Source organism: Maritimibacter fusiformis (genome assembly GCF_008086115.1).
GTDB lineage: Bacteria > Pseudomonadota > Alphaproteobacteria > Rhodobacterales > Rhodobacteraceae > Muriiphilus > Muriiphilus fusiformis.
On the sequence record NZ_VSIY01000003.1, the window covers coordinates 534,292 to 557,550 of the forward strand.

The following is a 23,259-nucleotide window of genomic DNA, read 5'->3' on the forward strand; positions in this document are numbered from 1 at the left end:
GTCACTCCGTCGTCCCTGCGTGGCGGTGAAGGATGTCCTGAAACAGCGGGCGCTCGTCGCCGCCGTGCACTTCGAGCGACGCGCCGGAGATGAAGCCCGCCGCCGACGAGGCCATGAACAGCGCTGCCCCGGCGATATCGGGCGCGCGGCCAAGTCGTTTCAGCCCGATGGCGGCGGCGATCTCGTCCTGCGCGGCCTGCGAGCCATAGGTTTCGGCGGCGTGGCCGGTGGCGATCATGCCGACCACCAGCGCATTGACGCGCACCGCCGGCCCCCATTCCTGCGCCAGGCTCTTGGTCAGCCCCAGCAGCCCCGCCTTGGCCGCGCCATAGGCCGCCGTGCCCGGCGAGGGCCGGATGGCCGAGACACTGGCGATGTTCAGGACCGAGCCGCCGCGTTCGGCCAGCCACGGATGCACCGCCTGGGCCATGTGGATGGGCGCGGTGAGGTTCAGGGCGATGATCGCCTCGGTGAACCGGGGCGAGACCGTGGCAGCCTCGACATTGGGCGAGCCGCCGGCGTTGTTCACCAGCACGTCGATGCCGCCGAACGCCTCGGCCACGGCCCCGGCGAAGTCCTTGCAGGCGGCCGCGTCGCGCACGTCGCAGGGCCAGAACCGGGCCGCGCGCCCGCCCGCCTCGGGCAGGTCGTCCGGCGCGGTGCGCCCGCAGATCGCCACGTTCGCCCCGGCGGCCAGAAACGCCTCGGCAATGGCGCGGCCGATGCCGCGGGTGCCGCCGGTGACGATCACCGTCTTGCCGGTGAAATCCCAGCTTACATCCGTCTTGCTCATGGTCTCATGTCCTCTCAAAGGCCGCGCGCGGCCTCACAGCATCCAGTTGCCGCCGTTCACCAGCAGCGTCTGCCCGGTGACATAGGCGCATTGATCGCCCGAAAAGAACGCCACCGCATTGGCGATCTCGTCGGGTTCGGCCAGCCGCCCCGCCGGGATGCCCGCCTTGATCCGGTCGAGCAGGTCGGCGGGAATACGCTCCATCGCGCAGGTCGCGGTGGCGCCGGGGCCGACCGCGTTGACGGTGATGCCGTCGGCGGCCAGTTCACGCGCGATCGTGCGGGTGAAGCCGATCACGCCGGCCTTGGCGGCGGAATACTCCCAGGTCTTGCGCGAGCCGTTGACGGCGGACTCGGAGGTCATGTTGACGATCCGGCCATAGCCCCTCGCCTGCATCGACCCGACCACCTGGCGCGCGCACAGGATGGTGGACTTGAGGTTGATGTCGAGGATCATGTCGAGCACGTCCATGTCGGCATTGACGAAATCCGACATCTTGTCACGCGCGCTCTGGCCGACATTGTTAACCAGGATATCGACCGGGCCGAGGCTGGACGCGATTTCGGCAAAGGCGGCCTCGACCGCGGCGCGGTCGGTGCAGTCCACCGCCATCGCCCGCGCCTGCCCGCCCGAGGCCCGGATCTCGCCCGCCACCGCCTCGGCCGCCGTGGGGTCGAGGTCGAGCAGCGCGACGGTCGCGCCGTCCGTGGCCAGCCGCCGGGCACAGGCCGCACCGATGCCGTTGCCGGCCCCGGTAATCACCGCGACACGTCCGTCGATGCCGTTCATGTGGTTCTCCTTTGCCTGTTCGGGGCTTTTTTGCGACCCTAGCACCCGGCATGCGCCGCCGGGTTCGTCTTTTCGGACGATGCCGGGGCGAAATTCATCGCGCAATCTGGAACCCGGATGTTCAACGGAGGAAACCACATGACCACCCAAAAACCCCTTGGCGCAACCCGCGTCCTTGCGATCAGCGCGCTGGCGCTGGCGGCGGCGACCGGCGGGGCGCTGGCCCAGGATACCTTCCGCATCGGCGGCATCACGTCCTACACCGGCGCCGGCTCGAGCCTTGGCACATCGTTTGAAATCGGCTGGCAGATGGCGCTGGATGCGGCCAATGCCGAGGGCGGCATTCTTGGCCGCCAGGCGGTGATCGTCTCGGCCGACACCCAGTCGGACCCGACCCACGGCGTGAGCGAAATCCGCCGCCTGATCGACGGCGAAAAGGTCGAGGCGATCCTCGGCTCGGTCGTCAGTCAGGAAACCATTCCGATGGTGCCGCTGACCACCGAAGCGGGGCTCTTGCAGATCTCGGCCTCGGCCTCGACCACGCTGACGCCGGAATACGGCCCCTATCACTTCTCTACCTCGCCGACCGGTCTGAACCAGATGAAGGCCAACGTCGACTTCGCCGTCGACAACCTCGGCCTGACCAAGCTGGCGCTGATCTCGGACAACGGCGGCATGTCGAAGGCCGCGGTGGTCGAAATCATCGACTACATGGAAGAGCGCGGCGTCGCGCCGGTGATCGTGCAGGAATTTCCGTTCCGCACCGAAGACATGACGCCCCAGCTGTTTTCGATGCGCAATGCCGACGCCGAGGGCGTCCTGATCATCAACTCGCTGGGCGACGATTCGCGCAAGTTCCTGGAAAACCGGCTGGATATCGGCTGGATGGTCCCGGTTCTGGGCAACATGACGATGACCAACTACGCCCAGGGCAACGCGGCCCTGCTTGGCGTGGAAGCGTTCGAGAACGTCTATTCGACGCAATATGTCGGCATGACCTACTGCCCGGGTGAAGAGCTGTGGTCGACGCCCTTCGCGGCGATGGCCAAGATCGCGCAAGAGACCATTCCGGATCTCGAGCGGATGGGTGGCGCCTCGGCGATGGTTCCGCCCTACACGATGGCCGAGGTCCTGGCCAAGGCGATCAACGGCGCCGGCACCGCGGATGGCGCGGCGGTCGCGGAATGGATTGAGAGCCAGGACACGATCGACACCATCGCGGGCCCGTTCGCGGCCTCGTCCGAGACGCATTTCTTCCCGACCGCCGACACGCTGCGCGCGGTGATCAACCCGCATGAGCGCCGTGAAGACGGGCTGGTGATGCGCGCGACCTGCGACATGTGATCCTCCCCGGCGGGGCCGTTCGCGGCCCTGCCACCGAAACGACGAAGGCCGCCGGCGATCATGCCGGCGGCCTTTTCGATGCGCGGATCGTCGGGTCGGATTACAGGATCACGGCGCTGTTGAGAACCAGCCGCACAAGCTCGGTCTGGCGCCGGATGCCCGACTTCGAGAAGATCGAGCGCAGATGCGCGCGCGCCGTGTTCCGGCTGATGTCGAGGGCGGCGGCGGTGTCTTCCAGCGACAACCCGTCGGTCAGGCGCCGCGCCACGGCGGCCTCGGCGGGCGTCAGGTCGAAGATCTGGCGCATCATCTCGGCTTCGAGGTCGGGCGACATGTCGGCATCGCGGATATAGATCGCCACCGCCGGCCAGCCGGCCCCGCGCGGCGTGCCGTCGCCGTCGATCCGGCGCACGATCAGGCCCATCTTGCGGGTGCCTGATTTTTTCGACAGCGACAGGCCGCCATCGGCGGCGGCGCCGTCGCGGGCCGAAAGCACGCCGCGGATGACCTCCTGCAGCTTCTTGTCTTCGCCCGCCACGCTGGCACGCAGCTTGCCGCCGGTCAGGTTCAGCCCGTCGCGCGCCGCCAGCATCGCATCGGCCCGGTCGGACACGCGCAGCAGCCGTCCGGTCTGATCGAGGATCAGCACCCCGACCTGCAGCCGGTTGAGCACGTCGGAATAGAGCGCGCGCTCGATCTCGGCGTTGCCCATGCGCGAGGCGGCTTCCATCGCCTTGCCAAGCTGCGACATCAGGATCTGCGCCAGCGCGATTTCCTCGTCGTCGAAGGGCGCGATGCCCGACTTGCGAAACAGCCGCATGACATAGCGAAACGGCACGTCGGATTCGATGAAACAGGCCTCGGCGGTGTCATAGCCCTGCGGCGCATCCAGCGCGCCGGTGTCGGCGATCAGGGCGGACAGCGCGAAGGTGTCGTCCAGCCCCGGCGCGGCGGCGATGTGGTGACGGGCGGGCACGCTGCGCTTGCGGCACTCGACCGACAGCAGCACCGCGTCGGCGCCGAAGCCGCCCCGGATCAGATCGAGGGTCTCATCGACCTCGCCCCGCGCCATCCGGTCCGAAACATCCCCGAACAGGCGCCCGAACTCGACAATGGATCTTGCGTGAAACGTCATGCCACCCTCCCCTGGTTTCATGGTCGCCGCCGCCCGCCGATCAGGCCGATTTGCGGCCGCTGGTGAGTCGTCGGTGATTCATCCGTATCGACAGTGTGTTTTAAATTCTACGCGATGTCAAATAATCTAAACATCGTCGGAAATTTAACTATTGTTCAATTATCAGAATGTTTCACGGGTGACGGAAACTGCGCAATTTCTCGACAAAAAAAGAGCCCGCGACGCAGGATACGTCGCGGGCCGGGGCCGACCTTCCAGGGAGTGCGGAGTCAGTCGGCAGAAATCGCGGCGAGGCGGTCGTCAAGCTCGGCGGCGGGACAGGTGAATTTCACCTTGCCGCGCTCGATGATCAGCGCGTCGTCGGCATAGGGTGCGGTCACCGACAGGTGCTGCTCGACGATCACCACGGCGGTGCCCTCTTCGGCCCAGCGCCTGAGAAACGACAGGATCTGCGGCATCAGCGATTGCGCCAGCCCCATCGACGGCTCGTCGCAGAGCAAGACGCGGGGCTGGGCCACGAAGGCCTGCCCCAGCGCCAGCATCTGCTGCTGTCCGCCCGACAGGTCGCGGGCATAGGCGCGGTGCTTTTCCTTGAGGATCGGGAAGACCGAATAGATCTCCTCGACCGCGCGGTCGAAACCGGCCCGGTCGCCGGGCCGGGCGGCCGCGCCCATGCGCAGGTTGTCGAACACGCTGAGCTCGGGAAACACCCGGTGCCCGTCCAGCACCAGCCGCATCCCGGTCTTGGCGATCTGCTCGGGCGCCATGCCGTTCACGCGCTGGCCGTCCAGCAGCACCTCGCCCGCCGTCGGCTTGTTGAAGCCGGCAATGGCACGCAGCAGGGTTGACTTGCCGGCCCCGTTCTCGCCACCGATCAGCAGGATCTTGCCTGCCTCGGCGGTCAGGGACACGTCTTCGAGCACCGGCACGATGCCATAGCCGGCAAAGAGGTTCTTCACATCAAGCACGGGCTTCTCCCAGGAACATGTGTTGCACCGCCGGGTCCTTGGACACGGTTTCAGGCTCGCCCGAGGCGACGATCGCGCCCTGGTCCATCACGGTGATCACATCCGCGATGCCCCAGACGAGATCGAGGTCGTGTTCGACCAGGATCACGGTCTTGCCCATCCGCCGCGACAGGAAATGCACCAGCCGCGCGAAGTTCTCGCGCTCGCCCGAGGACAGGCCGGCGGCCGGTTCGTCGAACAGGATGATGTCGCTTTCCTTGAGCACGGTGCGCATCACCTCGACCAGCCGGCGCTGGCCATGCGACAGAAGATCGGCGCTGTCGTCGGCGAACTGGCCCTGAAGCGCCTCGGCCAGGTCGTCGATCTCGTCGCTGACCGCCTCGCGGCGCGCGTCGAGCCCGACCCGCAGGTTGTCCCACAGCGACAGCTGCGGATAGATGCGCGGCGTCTGGAAGGTGCGCCCGACGCCCAGGTTGGCGATCCGGTCGGCCGGGAAACGGGTAACGTCGCGGCCCTTGATGCGCACCTCGCCCGCGTCCAGCCGCGACATGCCCGAAAGCACGTTGAGCAGGCTGGTCTTGCCCGAACCGTTGGCCCCGATCAGGCCGTGGATCTCGCCCCGGTGCACCTTGAGGTCGACCGAGTCGACCGCGACCACGGCCCCGAAGGCCTTGGTGCCGCCGCGAACTTCGACCACCACGTCGGTGCTGGGTTCGGTGGCGTCCTCGCCCTTCATCGCCTCGAGGAAGTTGTCGACGCGGAACGCCTGTTCGCCCCGGCCCGAGATGCCACGCTGAAAGCGGCGGCGCTCGATTGTGCCGACGATGCCGTCGGGAAACGCCATCACGGTGAACAGCGTGAGGAACCCGTAGATCAACAGGCGGTAGTCGACGAATTGCGCCAGCGCGATGTTGGGCAGGATGTAGACGATCCAGATGCCCACGACCGGGCCGAGAATCTGGCCGCGCCCGCCGACCACGACGGCGAAGAAGAAGATGAACGACAGCTCGACGTTGAAGCCCTGCGGGCTGACGAAGGCCACGGCGGGCAGGTAGAGGATGCCGCAGATGCCGGTGCCCACCGCCGCGATCAGAAAGGCGATGAAGCGCATGTAGCCGGGCTTGATGCCGAGCGCGCGCGCGCCCTCGGGGCTGATCGCCGCGACCCTCATCCGGCGGCCCAGCCGCGAACGGCGGATGCCGTAGTGCAGCCAAAGCGCGATCATCGGGAACACCGCGACGATGAAGGTCAGGGGCGAGATGCCGAGAAAGCCGTCCTGGGTCAGCGCAGGCACCGCCACGCTGATGCCGTTGATGCCGTTGGTCCAGTGGTCCAGCGACATCAGAAGCTGCGGAAACACGATCGCCGCCGACAGGGTGACGAAGCCGAGGTGGAAATACTGCACCCGAAGCGCCGGCAGCGCGAACAGAAGCCCGCCCAGCGCGGCAGCAAACAGGCCGATCCCGGCAGCGGCCAGGAAGGTGTATTCATGCAGCCCGAAGAAGATCGCCGTGACATAGGCGCCCAGCCCCAGCAGCACGCCCTGGCCGAACGATTTCTGGCCCGCGTCCACGAACAGGAAGTTCTGGAAGATCGCGGCCGCGATGTAGATGTTGACCAGCTGGAAGGTATGGCTCCAGTAGGAATTGCCGATCAGCGAGGGGCCGAAGCCGGTGATCGCGATCAGCGCCATCCCGATCCAGACCTGCGGCAGGTCCGAGGAAAAACGCGGCTTGCGGCCCGTATCGGCGGCGGTGTCGGTCATGGTCATGGTCTTGTCCGTGGTCATGGTCACACCTGCCGCGCCGAGGCGCGTCCCAGCAGGCCCTGCGGGCGGAACATCAGGATGGTGACCAGCAAGAGCAGCGAGGCAAGGTCCTGATACGAGCCGCCGATCTTGTAGGCCACCAGCATCCCGACCACGCCGACCAGCGGCCCGCCGATCATCGTGCCGAGGTTCGACCCGATGCCGCCGACCACCACCGCAACAAAGCCGTTGAGCACGTAGCGCAACCCGGCATCGGACGACACCGAGATCACCGGCGCCACCAGAAACCCGGCGGTGCCGACCATCAGCCCCGAGATCGCGAAGGCGACGATCTGAAGCCGGCGCACCGGCAGGCCGGCGGCACGCGCCGCGTCCATGTCCTGGCGCAGCGCGCTGATGGCGAGACCGAGGAAGGTGTGCTTGAGAAAGATGCGCAGCGCGAAGAACCAGAACAGCATCACCCCGATCGACAGCGCATAGGCGCCCGGCGTGCGCACCCCGAGGATGCGGAAGGACGGCACCATGTTCTGCACCGAATAGGCGAACGGCCCCTGGGTCAGCAGCATCGCCGCCCCGATGATCACCGAGACCGAGACCGTCGATATGATCCAACTGTCTTGTTCGGTGCCGCTTCGAAGCGGCAGCAGGGTGATCCAGCCCTGGAACGCGATCAGGACCGCGATGGCGATCCCCGCGATGGGCAGCATCAGCAGCCATTGCCCAAGCCCGACGCCGTTGGCCAGGAAGTAGGCGATGAAGCCGCCCAGCACCAGCATGTTGCCCTGGGCAAAGTTCAGGATGCCGGTGGCCCCGTGCACGATGTTGAAGCTCATCGCGATGATCGAAAAGATCGACCCGATCGCGATGCCTCTGACGACGATGATCAAGATTTCGCTGAGCACCGGTTGTTCTCCTTCTGCGGACGTCACGCGCCCTTCGACGCAATGCGCCTGCCTGTTGCTATCATGGATTGATGCGGTGCCGGGCGGCGTTTCTCATCCCCCGAACGGACTATCGCGCGCGAGAGATTGCCGCCCTTGCCGCCTTTGCGGTCGTGGTTGCCGCAACGTCCACGTCCATCGCGGCGAGGTCGGGCGAGATCACTTCGACGCTGATCGGGCCGTCGGTTCCGGTTCCGGCCAGCGCACGCAGAAAGCCGGTGAGGTCGAAATCGCCCTGCCCCGGCAGGCGCCGGTTGAGCGTGTCCTTCGGCAAGGGCGCCACCGGGGTGGCGGCGGCGTCGTTGATCTGGATTCCGAGGATTCGGTGCGCCGGGATGCGGGCGAGGTCATCGAGCGCGATACCGCCGCGAAAGACGTGCCAGCAGTCGATCACCAGCCCGGCGCTGTCGATGCCGTCGATCAGCGCCAGCGCCGTGGGCAGGTCGGGAACGCCGGTCCAGGGCACGATTTCCAGCGCGATCGGCAGGTCATGGGCGGCGGCGCGCGCGCAGAGGGCGGCAAACCCGGCGCGGGATGGCGTTTCGCCCCCTGCCCCCACGTTCAGATAGCGCGCGCCCAGCGCCTCGGCGGCGCGCCATGCGGTGTCCTCAAGCGGGGCGGTGCCGTGGTCCCAGCCGGTCAGGAATTCCAGCCCGACATGGGTGATGCCGTTGTCGTCCAGCACCCGCCGCAGATCGGCATCGGTCCAGCCCGCCGCGCGGCACTCGGCATAGTCGCGGATATGCAGGCACATGCCGTCATAGCCCGCTGCCGCACAGGCCTCGACCCGAGCGCGAAAGGGGTGGCGCGCGGCCACCGGCCCGCCCGGCATCACGCCGCTGATGGTGTGCGACGAACAGACGAGGCCGGGTGCCATGGCAGGGGCTACTGGCTGCCCCAGACCAGCTTGGCGGCGGGGCGCTCCTTGAGAAGCTCGCCGATCTTCGCACCGATCTCGGCAGGCTCCCAGCGCGCGCCCTTGTCGAACTCGGGCCCGTCGCTCCAGCCAAGGCAGAGCCGGATCATGCCGCCCATCAGCTCGAACACCTCGCCCGTGACACCTTTCGACGCCTCGCTGACCAGCCAGGCCACCAAGGGCGCGGTGTTGTCGGGCGACCAGACGTCGAACTTGCCCTCTTCCGCCTTCATCTTGTCGGCAAAGGCGGTTTCGGTCATCCGGGTGCGGGCGTTGGGGGCCAGCGCGTTGGCGGTGATGCCGTAGCGCGCAAGCTCCTGGGCCTGCACCAGCGTCAGGGTCGCGATGCCGCCCTTGGCGGTGGAATAGGCGCTCTGCCCGATCGAGCCGTGCAGCCCCGCACCCGAGGTGGTGTTGACGATGCGCGCATCGACCGCCTTGCCGTCCTTGGACTGGCCGCGCCAATAGTCGACGGCGTGGCGGCTGACGCAGAAATGGCCGCGCAGGTGGATGTTCATCACCGCGTCCCATTCTTCCGGCGTGCAGGACACGAACATCCGGTCACGCACGAAGCCCGCGTTGTTGACCACGGCGTGCAGGTCTCCGAACGCCTCGAGCGCTGTGGCGACGATGCGCCCGCCGGCCTCCCAGTCGGTCACGTCATCGAAGTTCGCCACGGCCTCGCCACCGGCGGCGCGGATTTCCGCGACCACCTCGTCGGCGGGCCGTTCGGCTGTCTCGTCGCCGTGGGTGCCGACGCCGAGGTCGTTGACCACGACCTTGGCCCCTTCGGCGGCCAGCCCCAGCGCATAGGCGCGGCCAAGTCCCCGGCCCGCGCCGGTCACGATTACCACCCTGCCGTCACAAATTCCCATCTCTCTCACCTCATGTTTTCAGCCGCACCGCGCGGGCATCGCCCGTGTTGCGCGGTCTGTTGGGTTCCACCTCGCTCAGAGGGTCGCATTCGACCAGCGCCGCCAGCGAGCGATCCGCGAGGCGCTGATATTCGCCGTCGCCGTCGTTGCGCCAGATGATCGACGCGGGGTCCAGCGCGCGGATCACGCGGGCCGGGTTGCCCGCGACAAGGCTTTGCGCCGGCACCTGTATGTCGTTTTTCACCATCGCCATCGCGGCGATCAGGCTCTCGTCACCGATATGGGCCTCGTCCAGCACCACGGCGTTGATCCCGACCAGCACGTTCTCACCAAGGGTGCAGCCGTGCAGCACCGCGCCATGCCCCACGGTGCAGCCGCGCCCGACGATGCAGTCGGACCCCGCGCCGGAATGCAGCGTGCAGTTGTCCTGAATGCTCGCGTCGCCCTCGACCACGATCCGCCCGAAATCGCCGCGCAGGCTGGCGCCGGGGCCGATGTAGCAGCGCGGACCGACGATCACGTCACCGATCAGCACGGCGGTCGGGTGCAGGAAGGTGGTCGGGTCGACCACCGGCACGATCCCCTCGAAGGCATAGGCGGGCATGTCAGAGCCGCTCGATGATGGTCACGTTGGCCTGCCCGCCGCCCTCGCACATGGTCTGAAGCGCATAGCGCCCGCCGATGCGTTCAAGCTCGTTGAGCATCGTGGTCATGATCCGGGCCCCCGTGGCGCCCAGCGGATGGCCCAGCGCGATGGCGCCGCCGTTCACGTTGACCTTGTCATGCGGCACGTCAAGTTCTTTCATCCAGGCCATGACCACGGAGGCGAACGCCTCGTTGCACTCGAACAGGTCGATGTCGGCGATGCTCAGCCCGGTCTTGGCCAGCGCGTGGCGGGTGGCGGTGATCGGGGCGGTCAGCATCCAGACCGGATCGTCGGCGCGCACGCTCATGTGGTGGATGCGTGCGCGCGGCGTCAACCCGTGGGTCTTGAGCCCGGCCTCCGACGCGATCAGCAGCGCCGCCGAGGCGTCCGAGTTCTGGCTGGCCACGCCGGCGTGGATGGTGCCGCCCTCGAGCAGCGGCGCGAGCGTCGCCATCTTCTCGAGCGAGGTGTCGCGCGGGGTCTCGTCGGCGGTGACGCCCAGAAGCGGCACGATCTCGTTGGCGAACCGCCCCTCGGCGGTGGCGGCGATGGCGCGTTGGTGGCTGGCCAGCGCGAATTCCTCCATCGCCTCGCGCGAAATCTCCCACTTGTCGGCGATCATCTGGGCCGAGCGGAACTGGTTGACCTCCTGGTCGCCATAACGCGCCTGCCAGCCCGGCGAGGTCGAGAACGGGTCGGGAAAGCCGAACTGCTGGCCCACGATCATCGCCGCCGAGATCGGGATCAGGTTCAGGTTCTGCAAGCCGCCCGCGACGATCAGATCCTGCGTGCCGCTCATCGCGCCCATGGCGGCGAAATGCACCGCCTGCTGCGACGAGCCGCATTGCCGGTCGACGGTGACGCCGGGCACGTGGTCGGGCAGGCCCGCCACCAGCCAGGCGGTGCGCGCGATGTCGCCCGCCTGCGGCCCGATGGTGTCGACGCAGCCCATCACAACGTCATCGACGGCGGCCGGATCGACGCCGGTGCGCTCGATCAGCGCCTTGATGGAATGCGCGCCGAGGTCGGCGGTGTGCAGGGTGGACAGCCCGCCTTTTTTTCGCCCGACCGGGCTGCGGACGGCATCGACGATATAGGCTTCGGGCATGTCAGCTCTCTCTTGCAAAGGTGAATTCGGGGCCGAGCGGCTGGGTCATCACGCGCGCCGCCACCCGGTCGCGGTGCAGGGCGGCGTCGCCCCACCACGAGGCGAGCGCCACGGCACGCTTGAGGAAGAAATGCACGTCGACCTCCCATGAATAGCCCATCGCGCCGTGCACCTGAATGGCGGTGCGGGTGGCCAGATCGGCGGCCTCGGTGGCGGCGAGCTTGGCCTGCGAGATGCGGGCGCGGGAGTGCAGATCGCCGTTGGGCAGATCGGCGGCGGCGGCGTAGAGCACCGGGCGGGCGAACTCGATCTTGACCTGGCAGGTGGCGAGGTGGTGCTTGATCGCCTGATACGAGCCGATGGGCTTGCCGAACTGCTGGCGCTCCTTGGCGTAGTCCACCGCCAGATCGACGCAACGCTGGGCGATACCGACCATCTGCGCGGCGGCGAACAGCGCGCCCCGGTCGAAGGCAGCGTCGAGCGCCGGTTGCGCGCCGGTGGCGAGCGTTTCGCCCGCGACATTCGCAAGCGTATGGAGCCTGCGGAACGGGTCGGATGAGGGCTGATGCACCAGCCCCGCCGCCTCGGGCGTGGTGAGGTGGACGGTGTCGCCAGCGACCGTCAGGATCGCCCCGGCGCTGTCGGCATCGGCCACCATGGGATTGGCGGGATGGGCCAGCGCCACGGTGATCTCGCCCGCAAGCGCACGGGTCAGCACCGGGTGATCGGCGGGGACCAGCGCGGCCAGAAGCGGCAGGGCGACGCCTGCGTTCTCGACCAGCGGTTCGGGCAGCGCGGCGTAGCCCGCGGCCTCGGCCAGTTGCACGAAATCGACCGGGGCAAGGCCAAGCCCGCCCTTGTCCTCGGGCACCAGGATGCCTCCAAGCCCAAGCTCGACGATATGCGCCCAGCGGGCGCTGTCGCGGGCCTCGTTCGACGCCATCAGGCGGCGCAGGTCGGCGGGCTGGCAATGGTCGGCCAGAAGCCCGCGCACCACATCCGCCATCATGTCCTGTTCCTCGGTGAACCGGAAATCCATCGCGCTCACCTCCTCGGCAGGCCAAGCATGCGCTCGGCGATGATGTTGCGCTGGATCTCGTTCGATCCGGCATAGATCGGCCCGGCCAGCGAGAAGAAGAACCCGTCGAGCCAGCGGCCGACGCCTGCCGCCTCGGGCGCATCGCGGGTCAGTTCGGCACGCGCGCCCAGAATGGCCAGCGCGGTCCTGTGCATCGCGATGTCCATCTCGGACCAGAAGATCTTGTTGATGCTGGCCTCCGACCCGATCTGACCGCCCGCCACCAGACGCGAGGCGGTGCGGTAGATCGACAGCGCATAGGCCTCGGCCTCCATCCAGGCTTGCAGGACGGCGTCGCGGGTGGCGGCGGGCAGACGGGCCTCGTTGGCCTGATAAAGCTCCACCAGCTTTTTCGCGGCGACCTGAAACCGCGCCGGGCTGCGCAGCATGAGACCGCGTTCAAAGCCCGCCGTGGCCATGCAGATCGACCAGCCCTGCCCCTCGTCGCCAAGGCGATTGAAGGCAGGAACGCGCACGTCCTCGAGGAAGATCTCGGCAAATCCGGTCTCGCCGTCGATCTGCGCGATCGGCTGCACCTTCACGCCGGGGGCGTCGAGCGGAAAGAAGATCAGGCTGAGACCCTTGTGCCGTTCGCTGTCCGGGTCGGTGCGGAACAACCCGAAGGCCATGTCGGCGAACACCGCCCGCGACGACCAGATCTTGTGGCCCGACAGCACGTAGTCGTCACCGTCGCGCCGGGCGGTGGCGCGCACGGCGGCCAGATCGCTGCCCGCTTGCGGCTCGGACCAGGCCTGCGCCCAGATTTCCTCGCCCGAGGCCATGGCGGGCAGAAACCGTGCCTTCTGTTCGTCGCTGCCGTATTCCATCAGGGTCGGGCCCAGCAGGAAGATGCCGTTCTGGTTCACCCGCAGGGGCGCCTCGGCGCGGTAGTATTCTTCCTCGAAGATCAGCCATGTGACCAGATCGAGGCCGCGCCCGCCATAGGCTTCGGGCCATGTCACCATGCCCCAGCGGCCCTCGTTCAGGGTGCGCTCCCAGTCGCGGTGGGCCTCGAAGCCTTCGCGGGAATGGTCGAACGAGACCAGCGGCGCGGCGGGCACGTTGGCCTGCATCCAGTCGCGCACATCCATGCGAAAGGCGTTCTGTTCGTCGGTATAGTCGAGCTTCACGAGGTCGGTTCCGGTGTTGGGGCGGGGCGAAGGCTCAGCCCTCGTCCGCCTGCTTCTTGTTGGCCGCGACCATGCTTTTCGCGTCCTGCCCGCCCAGCCGGTCGCCGGAGGTCAGGTCGTTCTGGGCATGGGCGAAATGGTGCATGTGATAGACCGCGTCCATCGCCGTGCGCTTGCCGCGCAGATCCTCGACGTGGTTGACCGCCTGCTTGGTCAGCGACAGGCCGAGGCGCGGGAAGGCGGCCATCTTTTCGGCCATCTCGCGGCCGGTGGCCTCAAGTTCGTCGCGGCTCACGATGCGGTTGACCATGCCGAACTGCTCGGCGCGGGCGGCGGGCATCCGTTCGCCCAGCAAGAGGAATTCCTTGGCGATGCGCGGCGGCAATTCGAAGGCGTGGGCGAAGTATTCGACGCCGGGAATGCCCATGCGGATAACCGGGTCCTGAAAGAAGGCATCATCCGTGGCGACGATCAGATCGCAGACCCAGGCCAGCATCAGCCCGCCGGCGACACATGCCCCCTGCACCAGCGCGATGGTCGGCTTGGGCGCTTCGCGCCAGCGCCGGCACATGCCCAGATAGACCTCGTGTTCGCGGGTATAGAGAAACTCGGCGCCGGGCTTGTTGGTGTGGTCGGGCCAGAGCAGGCGACGCTCAAAGCTCTTGTCCACGTCGCGCCCCGGCGTGCCGATGTCGTGACCGGCCGAGAAATGCTTGCCCTCGCCCGCCAGCACGATGACCTTGACCGCGTCGTCATCGACCGCGCGGCGAAAGGCATCGTCCAGCGCATAGGTCATCTGCGAGTTCTGGGCGTTGTTGAACTTGGGCCGGTTCATCGTGATCCAGGCAATCGCGCCCTCGGTGCGATAAAGCACCGGCTCATCGGTCTCGTAGGTGATCTGCGGCTCAGGCCGTTCGACAAGTTCGTCCATCTTGCATCTGCCTTTCGTGTTGCTCGGGAACCTAGTGCCCGGCGCGGGCCGAACAATCGTCCAAAGAGACTAACGCTTGGTCCCAAGGCCCCGGTCAAGCGCGCCCTCGGGCCGTGGCAGGGCCGCGTGCAGCGCCGCGCAGGCGGCGATGCTCTGGCGGGCGGCAGCATCGGTGATGGGGGTCGAGCGGCGGGCGGTGAGGTCGACATGGATCGACAGCGCGTCGAAGATGGCGCTGCGCTGGCCGGTCTCGCGCGACCAGAGCTCGTGGACATGGTGGATGCGCTTCATGTCGGTGGCGATGAGATAACTGCGGATCTCGATGGCGTCGTCGGCGAACAGCTCACGCTCGTAGCGGATCAGCTTTTCCAGCCGGAACATGCTTTTCCCGGTGCGCTCGAGGTAAGGCTCGCCCATGCCGAAGGCGAGAAACAGCGCGCTTTCGGCAGCGTCGAACAGCTTGTCGAAGCCAAGGACGTTCATGTGCCCGTTCACGTCGATCACGTCGGGGCCGACATGGCCCTCGACCCCGACATAGGGGCCGTCCGCCGGGATGCCGGGGATCGGCGAGCGGGCGTTGTCGTGATCCTGCCGCATGTCGTCTGTCTTTCCCGGGTTGATCCTGCTCACGCGCACCGTTCCTGCCGGTCCGCGCACCCGAACGCATCCCGCGAACGGACTAGCCCAGCAGCCGGTCGAGGGCGGCCAACTGGTCGCGCAGCCCGTCGGCCACGTCGCGCACCGCGCGTTCGTCGACACCGGGCGAGGTCTTGCCCAGAAGCGCCTGGATGGCGAAATCGGCGATGGTGACGCCGATTTCCTCGGGGGTCATGCGGCCGCGCGGCGAATACCAGCGCGAGGTCCAGTTCGCCATGCCGATCACCGCAAAGGCCGCGATCTTGGGGTTCACGTCACGAAACTCGCCCGAGGCGATGCCCTCTTCGATCAGTTGCACGTAGAGGTCGAGGATGTGGCGCCGGCCCTTGTCGTAGAGCGGGCGAAGCTCATCGGGGATCTGCGGTTCGAGCCGCGACAGCAGGTTGAAGCGCGAGCCTTCGGACAGCCGGCGCGTGATGCCCGAGACGATGGCGCGGCGCAGTTTCTCGGTGGCCGAAAGGTCGGGCGCGGCGCGGATCGCCTCAAGCTCGTGCGAGGGGGTGCGGCTTTCGCTCTCGACCAGGCTGGCGATGATTTCCTCTTTGTTGCGGAAATAGTGATAGACCGCCGAGCGCCCCAGCCCCAGCGCCTGGGCGATGTCGTTCATGCTGGTCTGGTCGAAACCCTTGCTTTCGAACAGTTCGGCGGCGATGCCGATCAGTTGCTCGCGCACAAGCTCCTTGCGCGGGTTCGATCCGTTCTTGGCCGACGCGGGGCGCGATGCGGATTGGGCCGTGGCCCCGGCGGGGCCGTCGCTTGATTTCGCATCCATGCTGGGGCCATCCTCCCGAGAATTCCGGCGGCCAGCGCCGCCGCCTGCAAATCTATTACCAAACCGGGCCGTTTGGCCGCAATAGCGACCTCGGCCATCGAAAATGCCGGTATCAGGGCCAGTTTGACGCCCGGCAACGCCCCCGGGCATCCCCCGTTCGGACGATGCAGGCGGCAGGCCACCGGTGCGAAGACCGGGCGCAAAGACGGCGGCGCGCGGAGCGGCTAGACTGCCCGGCGAAGCACGAGGAACATCACAGGCGGACCTGCCCATGCACCTGACCCTGACCCCGGACCAGCGGATGATCCGCGACGAAGGCGCGCGTTTCCTGGCCGAACGCGCCTCATCCGAAAAGCTGCGCGCGCTGATCGAGGCGGGCACGCGTTGGGACAGGGATCTGTGGCAGGCGATCGCCGCGGAACTGGGCTGGTGCGCCATTGCCGTGCCCGAGGACGAGGGCGGGCTTGGCATGGGCGCGACCGAGGTGCTGGTGCTGATGGAATTGTCCGGCGCGCGGCTGGCGCCGGTGCCGCTGTGGTCGACGCTGTGCCTTGCCACGCCGCTTTTGCTGGCGCTGGGCGCGGGCAAGGCACGGGCGCGGCTGCTGGAGCGGATCGTCGCGGGCGAGGCGGCGTTGGCGGTGGCGCTGGGCGATCCCGGCGCGGCGGATGGCGGCGCGGCGACGATCACGGCGCGGGCCGAGGGCGAGGGCTGGGTACTCGACGGCATCGCGGCCCGGGTGATCGACGCCGAGGCGGCGGACGTGATCCTGGTGCCTGCGGTGATCGACGGCGGCACCGCCCTGTTCGCGCTGGAGCGCGACATGGGACAGGAGATCGCGCCGCTGGAAACGCTCGACGCCACCCGCCCGGTGGCGCGGCTGACGCTGGACGGGGTCGCCCTGCCCGGCTCGGCGCGGCTGGATGCGGACGGGCTGACGGCGGATCAGATGACCCGGGCGCTCGATATGGCGCATCTGGGGCTGGCGGCGGAGCAGATCGGGGCAGCACGGGCGGTGATGGACCTGACGCTGGACTATATCGCCGAGCGGGTGCAGTTCGGGCGCACCATCGCATCCTTTCAGGCGATCAAACACCGCTGCGCGGCGCTCGAGGTCGACATGGCCGAGGCGCGCGCGCTGGCGCTGGGGATCGCGGCAGAGTTCGACACAGCCAGTGCCGAGGACATCGCCGGGCTCAGAGTCCTGGCCGGTGACCTGGCGCGCAAGGCGGCGCGCGAGGCGATCCAGATGCATGGCGGCGTGGCGATCACCTGGGAATACGACCCGCATTTCTATTTCAAGCGCGCCCAGGCGACGGCGGCGCTGCTCGGCCCGCGCGATGCCCATCTGGAACGGATCGCGGCGGCGCTTCTGGATCAGGGGGACGCGGCATGAGCGACGCTTTGCGCAAGGAAGTCCGCGACTGGATGGCCAAGCACCTGACCGGGCGGTTTGCGCCCTTGTGGATGCGTGCGGGCGCGGGCGAAGGCGACGTGATGCCCGAGTTGCGCAAGGAATGGGAGCGCGAATTGGCCGCCGGGCGCTGGACCTGCCTGGGCTGGCCCGAGGAACACGGCGGACGCGCGCTGTCGGTGGCCGAACAGGTGGTGTTTCAGGAGGAATATTCCCGCGCCGGCGGGCCGGGACGGATGGGCCATATCGGCGAGGGGCTGATCGGGCCGACCATCCTCGACTACGGCACGGACGACCAGAAGGCGCGCTTTCTGCCGCCGATCCGGGCCGGTGAGGCGTTCTGGGCGCAGGGCTATTCCGAGCCGTCCGCCGGGTCCGACCTTGGCAATATCCGCACCCGCGCGCGGCGGGACGAGGCCACCGGCGACTGGCTGGTGACGGGGCAGAAGATCTGGACCTCGATGGCGCATGTGTCGGACTGGATCTTCGTGCTGGCACGGGCAGAACCGGACTCGGTCGGGCGCAAGGGCTTGATTTTCCTGATGATGAAGCTCGATCAACCCGGCATAGAGATCCAGCCGATCCGCCAGATCGGCGGCGGGGCCGAGTTCAACTCGGTGTTCTTCGACGGGGCCCGGGCCGAGGCGCGCGACGTACTGGGCGAGGTCGGCGACGGCTGGAAGATCGCGATGGCGCTGCTCGGGTATGAGCGGGGAATTTCGACGCTGGGCCAGCAGATGTCGTTCGCGCAGGAACTGGACCTGATCATCGAGATCGCGCGCGAGAACGGCGCTGCCGAACGCGCCGCCATACGCCAACGTATTGCCTATGCCTGGGCCGGGCTGCGCGCCATGCGCTCGCTTGCGCTTCGGGTGCTGTCCGAAGACCCCGACGCCGAGGCGGAACTCATGCGCGAGCGTCTGGCCTACAAATACCAGTGGGCGACGTGGCACCGCGATCTGGGCGCGCTGGCAATGGACGTGATCGGGCTGGACGGGGCACCCATCGAGGGCGATCCGCGCCGCGAACGGCTGGAGCAGATGTTCCTGTTCACCCCCGCCGACACGATCTACGGCGGCACCAACGAAATCCAGCTCAACATCCTCGCCGAGGTCGGGCTGGGGATGCCGCGAGAGCCGCGCGGAACGCTGACATGAGCGGAATTGCCGAGCCGGATGCGGCCACATTGGCCAGCGAAGCGGCGCTGCGTGCGCTGGTCACCGCCTATTCGCGCGCGGTGGACCGGCGCGATTTCGCGCTGATGCGCTCGCTCTATGACGACGAGGCGCATGAGTGTCACGGCACCGCCTTCGACGGCGGGCCGGATGCTTATATCGAGTTTCTGCGCAGGGCGACGGCGGCCTATGAGGCGACGGTGCACTATGTCACCCAGACCAGTTTCGCCATCGACGGCGACCATGCCGAGGGCGAGGTGCACAAGATCAACTACCACCGCACCCCCGGCCCCGAAGCCGAGGAGATCGTGACAGGCAGCCGCAGCCACGACCACTACATCCGCCGCGGCGGGCGCTGGCGGTTTCTGTCGCGCACGGTCACGCTGGACTGGGCGCGGCGCACCCCGGTGGACCGCGAAGCCTATGGCGACCCGGCAGCGCAAAGCCCGCTGGGCCGCGCCGGGGCGGATGACCCGTCCTATCGCATTCTCGCCGCTTTCGGGCGGTTCGAGGCCACTGACATCAAGGAGAGCAAGGCATGAGCCAACAATTCTGGAGCCGCGTCGAGGACGGGATCGGCGAACTGGTGATCGAAAGCCCGCCGGTCAACGCGCTGGACAGCAGGGGCTGGTTCGGGCTGGCCGAAGAGATCGACCGGCTGCAGGCCGACGACGCGGTGCGGGTGCTGGTGATCCGGGCCGAGGGACGCGGCTTTTGCGCCGGGGTCGACATCAAGGAATTGCAGAAATACCCGGGCCGCATCACCGATGTCAACGCCGGCAACTGGGAGACGTTTCGCGCCGTGCATCGCGGCCTCAAGCCGGTGATCGCGGCACCGCATGGCTATGTGCTGGGCGGCGGCATCGGCATCTGCGGCTCGGCCGATATCATACTTGCCGCGCCCGACGTGACCTTCGGGGTGCCCGAGGTGGACCGGGGCGCACTTGGCGCGGGCGCGCATCTGCAACGGATGTTCCCGGTGCAGAAAGTGCGCTGGATGTATTTCACCGGCGAGCCGATCGACGCCGCCGAAGCGTATCGGCTGGGCGCCATTCAGGAGATCGTGCCGCGTGAGGGTTTGCGCGACGCGGCGATGGCGCTGGCGGCCAAGATCGCGGCCAAGAGCACGACGATGATCAAGCTGGCCAAGGAATCGCTCAACGGCGTCGAGGATGGCGATCTGGAGGCGAAATACCGCTGGGAACAGGGCTTTACCGCGCAGGCCTACCTGACGGCGGAAAGCCAGGAAACCCGCGATGCCTTTGTTGCCAAGCGCGATGCGGATTTCAGCGGCAAGGATGGAAAGGGCAAGTAATGGGGCTGGTATTTTCCTCGGTGGATGAGGTGGTCGCGGCGGTTGGCAGCGATCTGGGCGCGTCCGAGTGGCTGGAAATCGACCAGGCGCGGATCGACGCCTTTGCCGATGCGACCGGCGATCACCAGTGGATTCACGTCGACCCGGAGCGCGCCAAGGACGGCCCGTTCGGGCGCACCGTGGCGCATGGTTACCTCACGTTCTCGCTGATCAACATGTTCCTGCCCGACCTGATCCGCGCCGAGGGCGCGACGATGGGGCTGAACTACGGCGCCGACCGGCTGCGCTTTCCCGCCGCCGTGCCGGTGGGGTCGCGCATCCGGTTCGCGGGTCAACTGGCCGAGGCCAAGCCGACCAGCGACGGCGGCGTGCAACTGACCACGCGGGTGACGGTAGAGCTGGAAGGGTCCGAACGGCCCGCCTGCGTCGCGGATATCCTGTCGCGCTATTACTTCTGAGCGGCGCGCAGGGCGGCGATCACCCGGTCGGCCATATGGGCACAGCGCGCCCCGTCGAAGGGAAACACGCCCGAGAACTCGGAGGCGAGGTTCTGGCGCACCTCGTCGCGCAGCCGCCTGCGGGCGCGCAATAGCCGCGTCTTGACGGTGATCGGGTTCACGCCCAGCAGGTCGGCCACCTCGCGCGTCGACATTTCCTGCACGTCGCGCAGCACATAGGTCAGCCGGAACGGCTCGGGAAGCGCGTCGATGGCGTGTTCCAGAAAGGCGCGGACCTCGGCGCGGCCAAGGTCGGCTTCGGGCGTGGTGGGCGGTGGTGTCATGGTGTTCGCTGAGCCGTGTTCCAGGGCCTCGGCGGCCTCGTTGCGGTATTCGTCCAGATCGACCACCCGGGCGCGACGGCGCAGGCGCCCATAGGCCTCGTTCATGGCGATGCGGGTGATCCAGGTGGAAAACGCCGCCTTGCCCTGAAAGCTGTCGAGCCTGGTGAAGGCGGCGACGTAGGCCGCCTGCACCACGTCCTCGGCCTCGCTGTCATCATGCAGGATGCCGCGCGCGACCCGGAACAGTTGGCGATTGCAGCGCCGCACAAGCTCGCGGATCGCGGCCTCGTCGTTTTGGCGGGCCAGGAGGACAAGCTCGGCCTCGGAGCGGTCGATGGCGGGGATACGTGCCGGTTTCGGTGCCGGGGTCATGTCATGGCTCCTCATGGTAGAGCGCGCCTTGGGCGAGGATGTCGGCAACGGGCGCAAAGCCCGCCAGCACCTCGGGGTCGAGGTCGCCACCGGGATAGTCCGCCGGGGCGCCCTGCCCCGCCTCGGCCACCACGATGCGCCCGACCATCCCCGCCCGTTCGTGCGGGATGCAGTAGTAATCATAGACCCCGGGCAGCGCGAACGTCACCTCGAAGCTGTCGCCCGGCAGAAGATAGCCGCTGTCGAAGGCCGCGGCCCCCTCGGGAATGCGCCGGGGGTGGTCGTCGTTCTCGGGCGCATAGGCGGTGGCGGTGTGCGAATTGGCCTTGTCCAAGTTGGTCCAGCGCAGGGTCTGGCCGGGGCGGATCAACACGCCGAAGGGGTCGAACCAGACGCGCGAGCCATCGGGGCGGCCCGCCATGGCGATTTCGACCACCGAATTGGCAAGGGCGGTGCGGGGGATGAGCGGGAGGGCGGCGGCGATGCCGCCCGCCCGCAGGAAATCACGCCGGCGCATGTCACTCGGCCACGCGTGTTTCGTCGGCCACCGGCACATGCCAGAGCACGATGTGTTCATGCGGCTCTGCCACCCCCGGATGGCCCGCGTTGAAGTAGATGTCGACGTGATCGACATTGCCGCCCGGGGCTGCGAGGTTGTCAAAGCCGGTGTCGGCATTCATCGCGGAAATCGGGATCATGTAGATCGTGCTGACCAGTTGCCCGTCGCGGTCATAGGCCATGAACGGCCCGGCGGGCAGCGTGGCCGGGTCGACGAACAACTCTCCGATACCCGGCAGGAAGTCGGGCAGCGGCACCAGGTCCGAGACCTTCTGATAGGGCGCGTCGGGCGGGCTGGTCTCGACCGCCGCATCCTGGGCAAGCGCGGGACCGGCGACAAGCGCGGCGGCGGCCAAGGCGGTCGCGGCGGCGGTGGCAAACAAACGGGTCATCTCATGCTCCTTTTTCGCATTCAGAGGCACGCCGATACCCGGCGTGTCTGGCGAATTGGATGCGATGAGAGCGGAAAGGTTCCCGGTCGGTCGCGAAAGCGTGAAGGGCTGCGCCTCAGAAAATCTCGAACAGGCCCGCAGCCCCCATGCCGCCGCCGATGCACATGGTCACAACGCCCAGCTTGGCACCGCGCCTGCGGCCCTCGACCAGGATGTGGCCCGAGAGGCGCGCGCCGGTCATACCGAAGGGGTGGCCCACCGCGATGGCGCCGCCGTCGACGTTGAGCTTGTCAGGATCGATGCCAAGACGGTCGCGGCAGTAGACGGCCTGGCTGGCGAAAGCCTCGTTGAGTTCCCACAGGTCGATGTCGTCGACCGTGAGCCCATGCGCCTTGAGCAGTTTCGGCACCGCGAAGACCGGGCCGATGCCCATTTCCTCGGGCGCGCAGCCGGCCACCGCCATGCCCTTGAAGGCGCCAAGGGGCGTGAGGCCAAGCTCGGCGGCGCGGCCCGCCTCCATCACCACCAGTGCTGCGGCGCCATCGGACAGTTGCGACGAGTTGCCGGCGGTAATGTATTGCCCGGTCTTGACCACGGTGCCATCCGCAAAGACCGGCTTCAGCCCGGCGAGCCCCTCCAGCGTGGTGCCGGCGCGAAAGCCCTCGTCACGCTCCAGCGTCACGGCTTCGGTGGAAACCTCGCCGGTCTCGCGGTTCTTCACCGTCTTGACGCTGGGCATCGGCACGATCTCGTCGGCGAAACGCCCGGCGGCGTCGGCCTCGGCGGTGCGGGTCTGGCTGGCGAGCGCGAACTCGTCCTGCGCCTCGCGCGAAATGCCGTAGCGCTCGGCGACGATCTCGGCGGTCTCGATCATCGGCATATACATGTGCGGGCTGCGCGCCAGCACGGTCTCGGACTGGTTGCGATAGGTGTTCTTGTGCTTGTTCTGGGTCAGGCTGATCGACTCGACGCCGCCGGCCACCACGGTCTGCTGCCCGTCGAACACGATCTGGCGGCTGGCGATGGCGATGGCCATCAGGCCGGAGGCGCACATCCGGTCGACGGTCATGCCCGGCACGGTTTCGGGCAGGCCCGCGGCAATCGCGGTCAGCCGGCCGATGTTGTAGCCTTGCGTGCCCTGCTGGGCCGAACAGCCCATGATCACGTCATCCACCTCGCCCGGCTCGATCCCCGCGCGCTTGACGGCATGGGCGGCGGCGTGACCCGACAGCGCCGGAGCCTCGGTATCGTTGAAGGCACCGCGAAAGGCCTTGCCGATGGGGGTGCGGGCGAGCGAGACGATGACAGCTTGGCGCAAGGGAACACTCCTCGTTTCTGTTCCATTCTGGGTAGAGCCGCGCCCGGTCAGGGGCATCGTCTGAAAAGACTAAGACGCCCCGG

25 protein-coding genes are annotated in these 23,259 nt (G+C 67.7%); 6 read left to right on the forward strand and 19 right to left on the reverse strand.

The genetic code is table 11. The annotated features are described in order from the left end of the window. Nucleotide 1: 1 nt before the first annotated feature. The gene (locus FVF75_RS03250) at nt 2-793 is read right to left on the reverse strand and encodes an SDR family oxidoreductase (RefSeq protein WP_148376299.1); all 792 of its coding nucleotides are present in this window, start codon (nt 791-793) and stop codon (nt 2-4) included. 33 nt (nt 794-826) lie between these two features. Beyond that, complete coding sequence (locus FVF75_RS03255; protein ID WP_148376300.1) at nt 827-1,582, reverse strand: SDR family NAD(P)-dependent oxidoreductase; 756 nt, start codon at nt 1,580-1,582, stop codon at nt 827-829. A 138-nt stretch (nt 1,583-1,720) separates the two neighbouring features. On the opposite strand from FVF75_RS03255, the gene FVF75_RS03260 reads away from it, so the two are divergent. Then, nucleotides 1,721-2,926 carry an ABC transporter substrate-binding protein gene (locus FVF75_RS03260; RefSeq protein WP_148376301.1) on the forward strand — a complete coding sequence of 402 codons (1,206 nt, stop codon included), beginning with the start codon at nt 1,721-1,723 and terminating at the stop codon, nt 2,924-2,926. Between the two features lie 100 nt (nt 2,927-3,026). Here FVF75_RS03260 and FVF75_RS03265 read toward each other — a convergent pair whose 3' ends face one another. From FVF75_RS03265 to FVF75_RS03325, 13 genes are all read right to left on the reverse strand, one after another. Then, entirely contained in the window at nt 3,027-4,061 is a 1,035-nt protein-coding gene (locus FVF75_RS03265) for a helix-turn-helix transcriptional regulator (protein ID WP_148376302.1), read from the reverse strand. Nucleotides 4,062-4,330: 269 nt separating this feature from the next. Continuing rightward, a complete protein-coding gene (locus FVF75_RS03270) occupies nt 4,331-5,029 on the reverse strand; it encodes an ABC transporter ATP-binding protein (protein ID WP_148376303.1) in 699 nt (232 codons plus the stop codon). After that, nucleotides 5,022-6,818 carry a branched-chain amino acid ABC transporter ATP-binding protein/permease gene (locus FVF75_RS03275; RefSeq protein ID WP_246137980.1) on the reverse strand — a complete coding sequence of 599 codons (1,797 nt, stop codon included), beginning with the start codon at nt 6,816-6,818 and terminating at the stop codon, nt 5,022-5,024. Before FVF75_RS03275 ends, FVF75_RS03270 begins: the two co-directional genes overlap by 8 nt. 2 nt (nt 6,819-6,820) lie before the next feature. After that, entirely contained in the window at nt 6,821-7,699 is an 879-nt protein-coding gene (locus tag FVF75_RS03280; RefSeq protein WP_148376304.1) for a branched-chain amino acid ABC transporter permease, read from the reverse strand. Nucleotides 7,700-7,808: 109 nt separating this feature from the next. Next, the gene (locus tag FVF75_RS03285; protein WP_148376305.1) at nt 7,809-8,615 is read right to left on the reverse strand and encodes a sugar phosphate isomerase/epimerase family protein; all 807 of its coding nucleotides are present in this window, start codon (nt 8,613-8,615) and stop codon (nt 7,809-7,811) included. An 8-nt stretch (nt 8,616-8,623) separates the two neighbouring features. Further along, on the reverse strand, nt 8,624-9,529 hold the full coding sequence (locus FVF75_RS03290) for an SDR family oxidoreductase (protein WP_148376306.1): 906 nt from the start codon (nt 9,527-9,529) through the stop codon (nt 8,624-8,626). Between the two features lie 10 nt (nt 9,530-9,539). Then, a complete protein-coding gene (locus FVF75_RS03295) occupies nt 9,540-10,133 on the reverse strand; it encodes a gamma carbonic anhydrase family protein (protein WP_148376307.1) in 594 nt (197 codons plus the stop codon). 1 nt (nt 10,134) lies between these two features. Beyond that, nucleotides 10,135-11,283, reverse strand: a complete 1,149-nt coding sequence (locus FVF75_RS03300) for an acetyl-CoA C-acetyltransferase (RefSeq protein ID WP_148376308.1) — start codon at nt 11,281-11,283, stop codon at nt 10,135-10,137. Nucleotide 11,284: 1 nt separating this feature from the next. After that, nucleotides 11,285-12,322 carry an acyl-CoA dehydrogenase family protein gene (locus FVF75_RS03305; RefSeq protein WP_148376309.1) on the reverse strand — a complete coding sequence of 346 codons (1,038 nt, stop codon included), beginning with the start codon at nt 12,320-12,322 and terminating at the stop codon, nt 11,285-11,287. Between the two features lie 5 nt (nt 12,323-12,327). Next, on the reverse strand, nt 12,328-13,491 hold the full coding sequence (locus FVF75_RS03310) for an acyl-CoA dehydrogenase family protein (RefSeq protein WP_148376310.1): 1,164 nt from the start codon (nt 13,489-13,491) through the stop codon (nt 12,328-12,330). A gap of 34 nt (nt 13,492-13,525) precedes the next feature. After that, the gene (locus FVF75_RS03315; RefSeq protein ID WP_148376311.1) at nt 13,526-14,422 is read right to left on the reverse strand and encodes an enoyl-CoA hydratase; all 897 of its coding nucleotides are present in this window, start codon (nt 14,420-14,422) and stop codon (nt 13,526-13,528) included. Between the two features lie 69 nt (nt 14,423-14,491). Beyond that, entirely contained in the window at nt 14,492-15,052 is a 561-nt protein-coding gene (locus FVF75_RS03320) for a thioesterase family protein (RefSeq protein WP_148376312.1), read from the reverse strand. A gap of 49 nt (nt 15,053-15,101) precedes the next feature. After that, a complete protein-coding gene (locus FVF75_RS03325) occupies nt 15,102-15,851 on the reverse strand; it encodes a TetR/AcrR family transcriptional regulator (protein ID WP_148376313.1) in 750 nt (249 codons plus the stop codon). Between the two features lie 271 nt (nt 15,852-16,122). On the opposite strand from FVF75_RS03325, the gene FVF75_RS03330 reads away from it, so the two are divergent. From FVF75_RS03330 to FVF75_RS03350, 5 genes are read left to right on the forward strand one after another with little or no spacing between them, the layout of a single operon-like run. Beyond that, nucleotides 16,123-17,247 carry an acyl-CoA dehydrogenase family protein gene (locus FVF75_RS03330; RefSeq protein WP_148376314.1) on the forward strand — a complete coding sequence of 375 codons (1,125 nt, stop codon included), beginning with the start codon at nt 16,123-16,125 and terminating at the stop codon, nt 17,245-17,247. Next, nucleotides 17,244-18,422: an acyl-CoA dehydrogenase family protein gene (locus FVF75_RS03335; protein WP_148376315.1), complete on the forward strand. Its 1,179-nt coding sequence runs from the start codon at nt 17,244-17,246 to the stop codon at nt 18,420-18,422. The genes FVF75_RS03330 and FVF75_RS03335 overlap by 4 nt, the downstream gene beginning before the upstream one ends. Continuing rightward, on the forward strand, nt 18,419-18,982 hold the full coding sequence (locus FVF75_RS03340; protein ID WP_148376316.1) for a nuclear transport factor 2 family protein: 564 nt from the start codon (nt 18,419-18,421) through the stop codon (nt 18,980-18,982). Before FVF75_RS03335 ends, FVF75_RS03340 begins: the two co-directional genes overlap by 4 nt. Continuing rightward, on the forward strand, nt 18,979-19,755 hold the full coding sequence (locus tag FVF75_RS03345) for an enoyl-CoA hydratase family protein (protein ID WP_148376317.1): 777 nt from the start codon (nt 18,979-18,981) through the stop codon (nt 19,753-19,755). The genes FVF75_RS03340 and FVF75_RS03345 overlap by 4 nt, the downstream gene beginning before the upstream one ends. Beyond that, nucleotides 19,755-20,213, forward strand: a complete 459-nt coding sequence (locus FVF75_RS03350) for a MaoC family dehydratase (RefSeq protein ID WP_148376318.1) — start codon at nt 19,755-19,757, stop codon at nt 20,211-20,213. Before FVF75_RS03345 ends, FVF75_RS03350 begins: the two co-directional genes overlap by 1 nt. Here FVF75_RS03350 and FVF75_RS03355 read toward each other — a convergent pair. The 4 genes from FVF75_RS03355 to FVF75_RS03370 form a co-directional block, all read right to left on the reverse strand. Continuing rightward, nucleotides 20,204-20,908, reverse strand: a complete 705-nt coding sequence (locus FVF75_RS03355; RefSeq protein ID WP_148376319.1) for an RNA polymerase sigma factor — start codon at nt 20,906-20,908, stop codon at nt 20,204-20,206. The genes FVF75_RS03350 and FVF75_RS03355 overlap by 10 nt on opposite strands. A 1-nt stretch (nt 20,909) precedes the next feature. Next, entirely contained in the window at nt 20,910-21,425 is a 516-nt protein-coding gene (locus FVF75_RS03360) for a plastocyanin/azurin family copper-binding protein (protein ID WP_187392956.1), read from the reverse strand. Nucleotide 21,426: 1 nt separating this feature from the next. Further along, complete coding sequence (locus FVF75_RS03365; protein WP_148376320.1) at nt 21,427-21,858, reverse strand: DUF5602 domain-containing protein; 432 nt, start codon at nt 21,856-21,858, stop codon at nt 21,427-21,429. Between the two features lie 115 nt (nt 21,859-21,973). Beyond that, complete coding sequence (locus tag FVF75_RS03370; protein WP_148376321.1) at nt 21,974-23,176, reverse strand: acetyl-CoA C-acyltransferase; 1,203 nt, start codon at nt 23,174-23,176, stop codon at nt 21,974-21,976. Between the last annotated feature and the right edge of the window lie 83 nt (nt 23,177-23,259).

Bases quoted from the DNA above. Each gene is read 5' to 3' on its own strand.
- FVF75_RS03365 (WP_148376320.1), bottom strand. From the start codon at position 21,858: ATGACCCGTTTGTTTGCCACCGCCGCCGCGACCGCCTTGGCCGCCGCC.
- FVF75_RS03250 (WP_148376299.1), bottom strand. From the start codon at position 793: ATGAGCAAGACGGATGTAAGCTGGGATTTCACCGGCAAGACGGTGATC.
- FVF75_RS03260 (WP_148376301.1), top strand. From the start codon at position 1,721: ATGACCACCCAAAAACCCCTTGGCGCAACCCGCGTCCTTGCGATCAGC.
- FVF75_RS03265 (WP_148376302.1), bottom strand. From the start codon at position 4,061: ATGACGTTTCACGCAAGATCCATTGTCGAGTTCGGGCGCCTGTTCGGG.
- FVF75_RS03340 (WP_148376316.1), top strand. From the start codon at position 18,419: ATGAGCGGAATTGCCGAGCCGGATGCGGCCACATTGGCCAGCGAAGCG.
- FVF75_RS03290 (WP_148376306.1), bottom strand. From the start codon at position 9,529: ATGGGAATTTGTGACGGCAGGGTGGTAATCGTGACCGGCGCGGGCCGG.
- FVF75_RS03345 (WP_148376317.1), top strand. From the start codon at position 18,979: ATGAGCCAACAATTCTGGAGCCGCGTCGAGGACGGGATCGGCGAACTG.
- FVF75_RS03335 (WP_148376315.1), top strand. From the start codon at position 17,244: ATGAGCGACGCTTTGCGCAAGGAAGTCCGCGACTGGATGGCCAAGCAC.
- FVF75_RS03255 (WP_148376300.1), bottom strand. From the start codon at position 1,582: ATGAACGGCATCGACGGACGTGTCGCGGTGATTACCGGGGCCGGCAAC.
- FVF75_RS03325 (WP_148376313.1), bottom strand. From the start codon at position 15,851: ATGGATGCGAAATCAAGCGACGGCCCCGCCGGGGCCACGGCCCAATCC.
- FVF75_RS03305 (WP_148376309.1), bottom strand. From the start codon at position 12,322: ATGGATTTCCGGTTCACCGAGGAACAGGACATGATGGCGGATGTGGTG.
- FVF75_RS03275 (WP_246137980.1), bottom strand. From the start codon at position 6,818: ATGACCACGGACAAGACCATGACCATGACCGACACCGCCGCCGATACG.
- FVF75_RS03315 (WP_148376311.1), bottom strand. From the start codon at position 14,422: ATGGACGAACTTGTCGAACGGCCTGAGCCGCAGATCACCTACGAGACC.
- FVF75_RS03355 (WP_148376319.1), bottom strand. From the start codon at position 20,908: ATGACCCCGGCACCGAAACCGGCACGTATCCCCGCCATCGACCGCTCC.
- FVF75_RS03350 (WP_148376318.1), top strand. From the start codon at position 19,755: ATGGGGCTGGTATTTTCCTCGGTGGATGAGGTGGTCGCGGCGGTTGGC.
- FVF75_RS03360 (WP_187392956.1), bottom strand. From the start codon at position 21,425: ATGCGCCGGCGTGATTTCCTGCGGGCGGGCGGCATCGCCGCCGCCCTC.
- FVF75_RS03295 (WP_148376307.1), bottom strand. From the start codon at position 10,133: ATGCCCGCCTATGCCTTCGAGGGGATCGTGCCGGTGGTCGACCCGACC.
- FVF75_RS03285 (WP_148376305.1), bottom strand. From the start codon at position 8,615: ATGGCACCCGGCCTCGTCTGTTCGTCGCACACCATCAGCGGCGTGATG.
- FVF75_RS03300 (WP_148376308.1), bottom strand. From the start codon at position 11,283: ATGCCCGAAGCCTATATCGTCGATGCCGTCCGCAGCCCGGTCGGGCGA.
- FVF75_RS03330 (WP_148376314.1), top strand. From the start codon at position 16,123: ATGCACCTGACCCTGACCCCGGACCAGCGGATGATCCGCGACGAAGGC.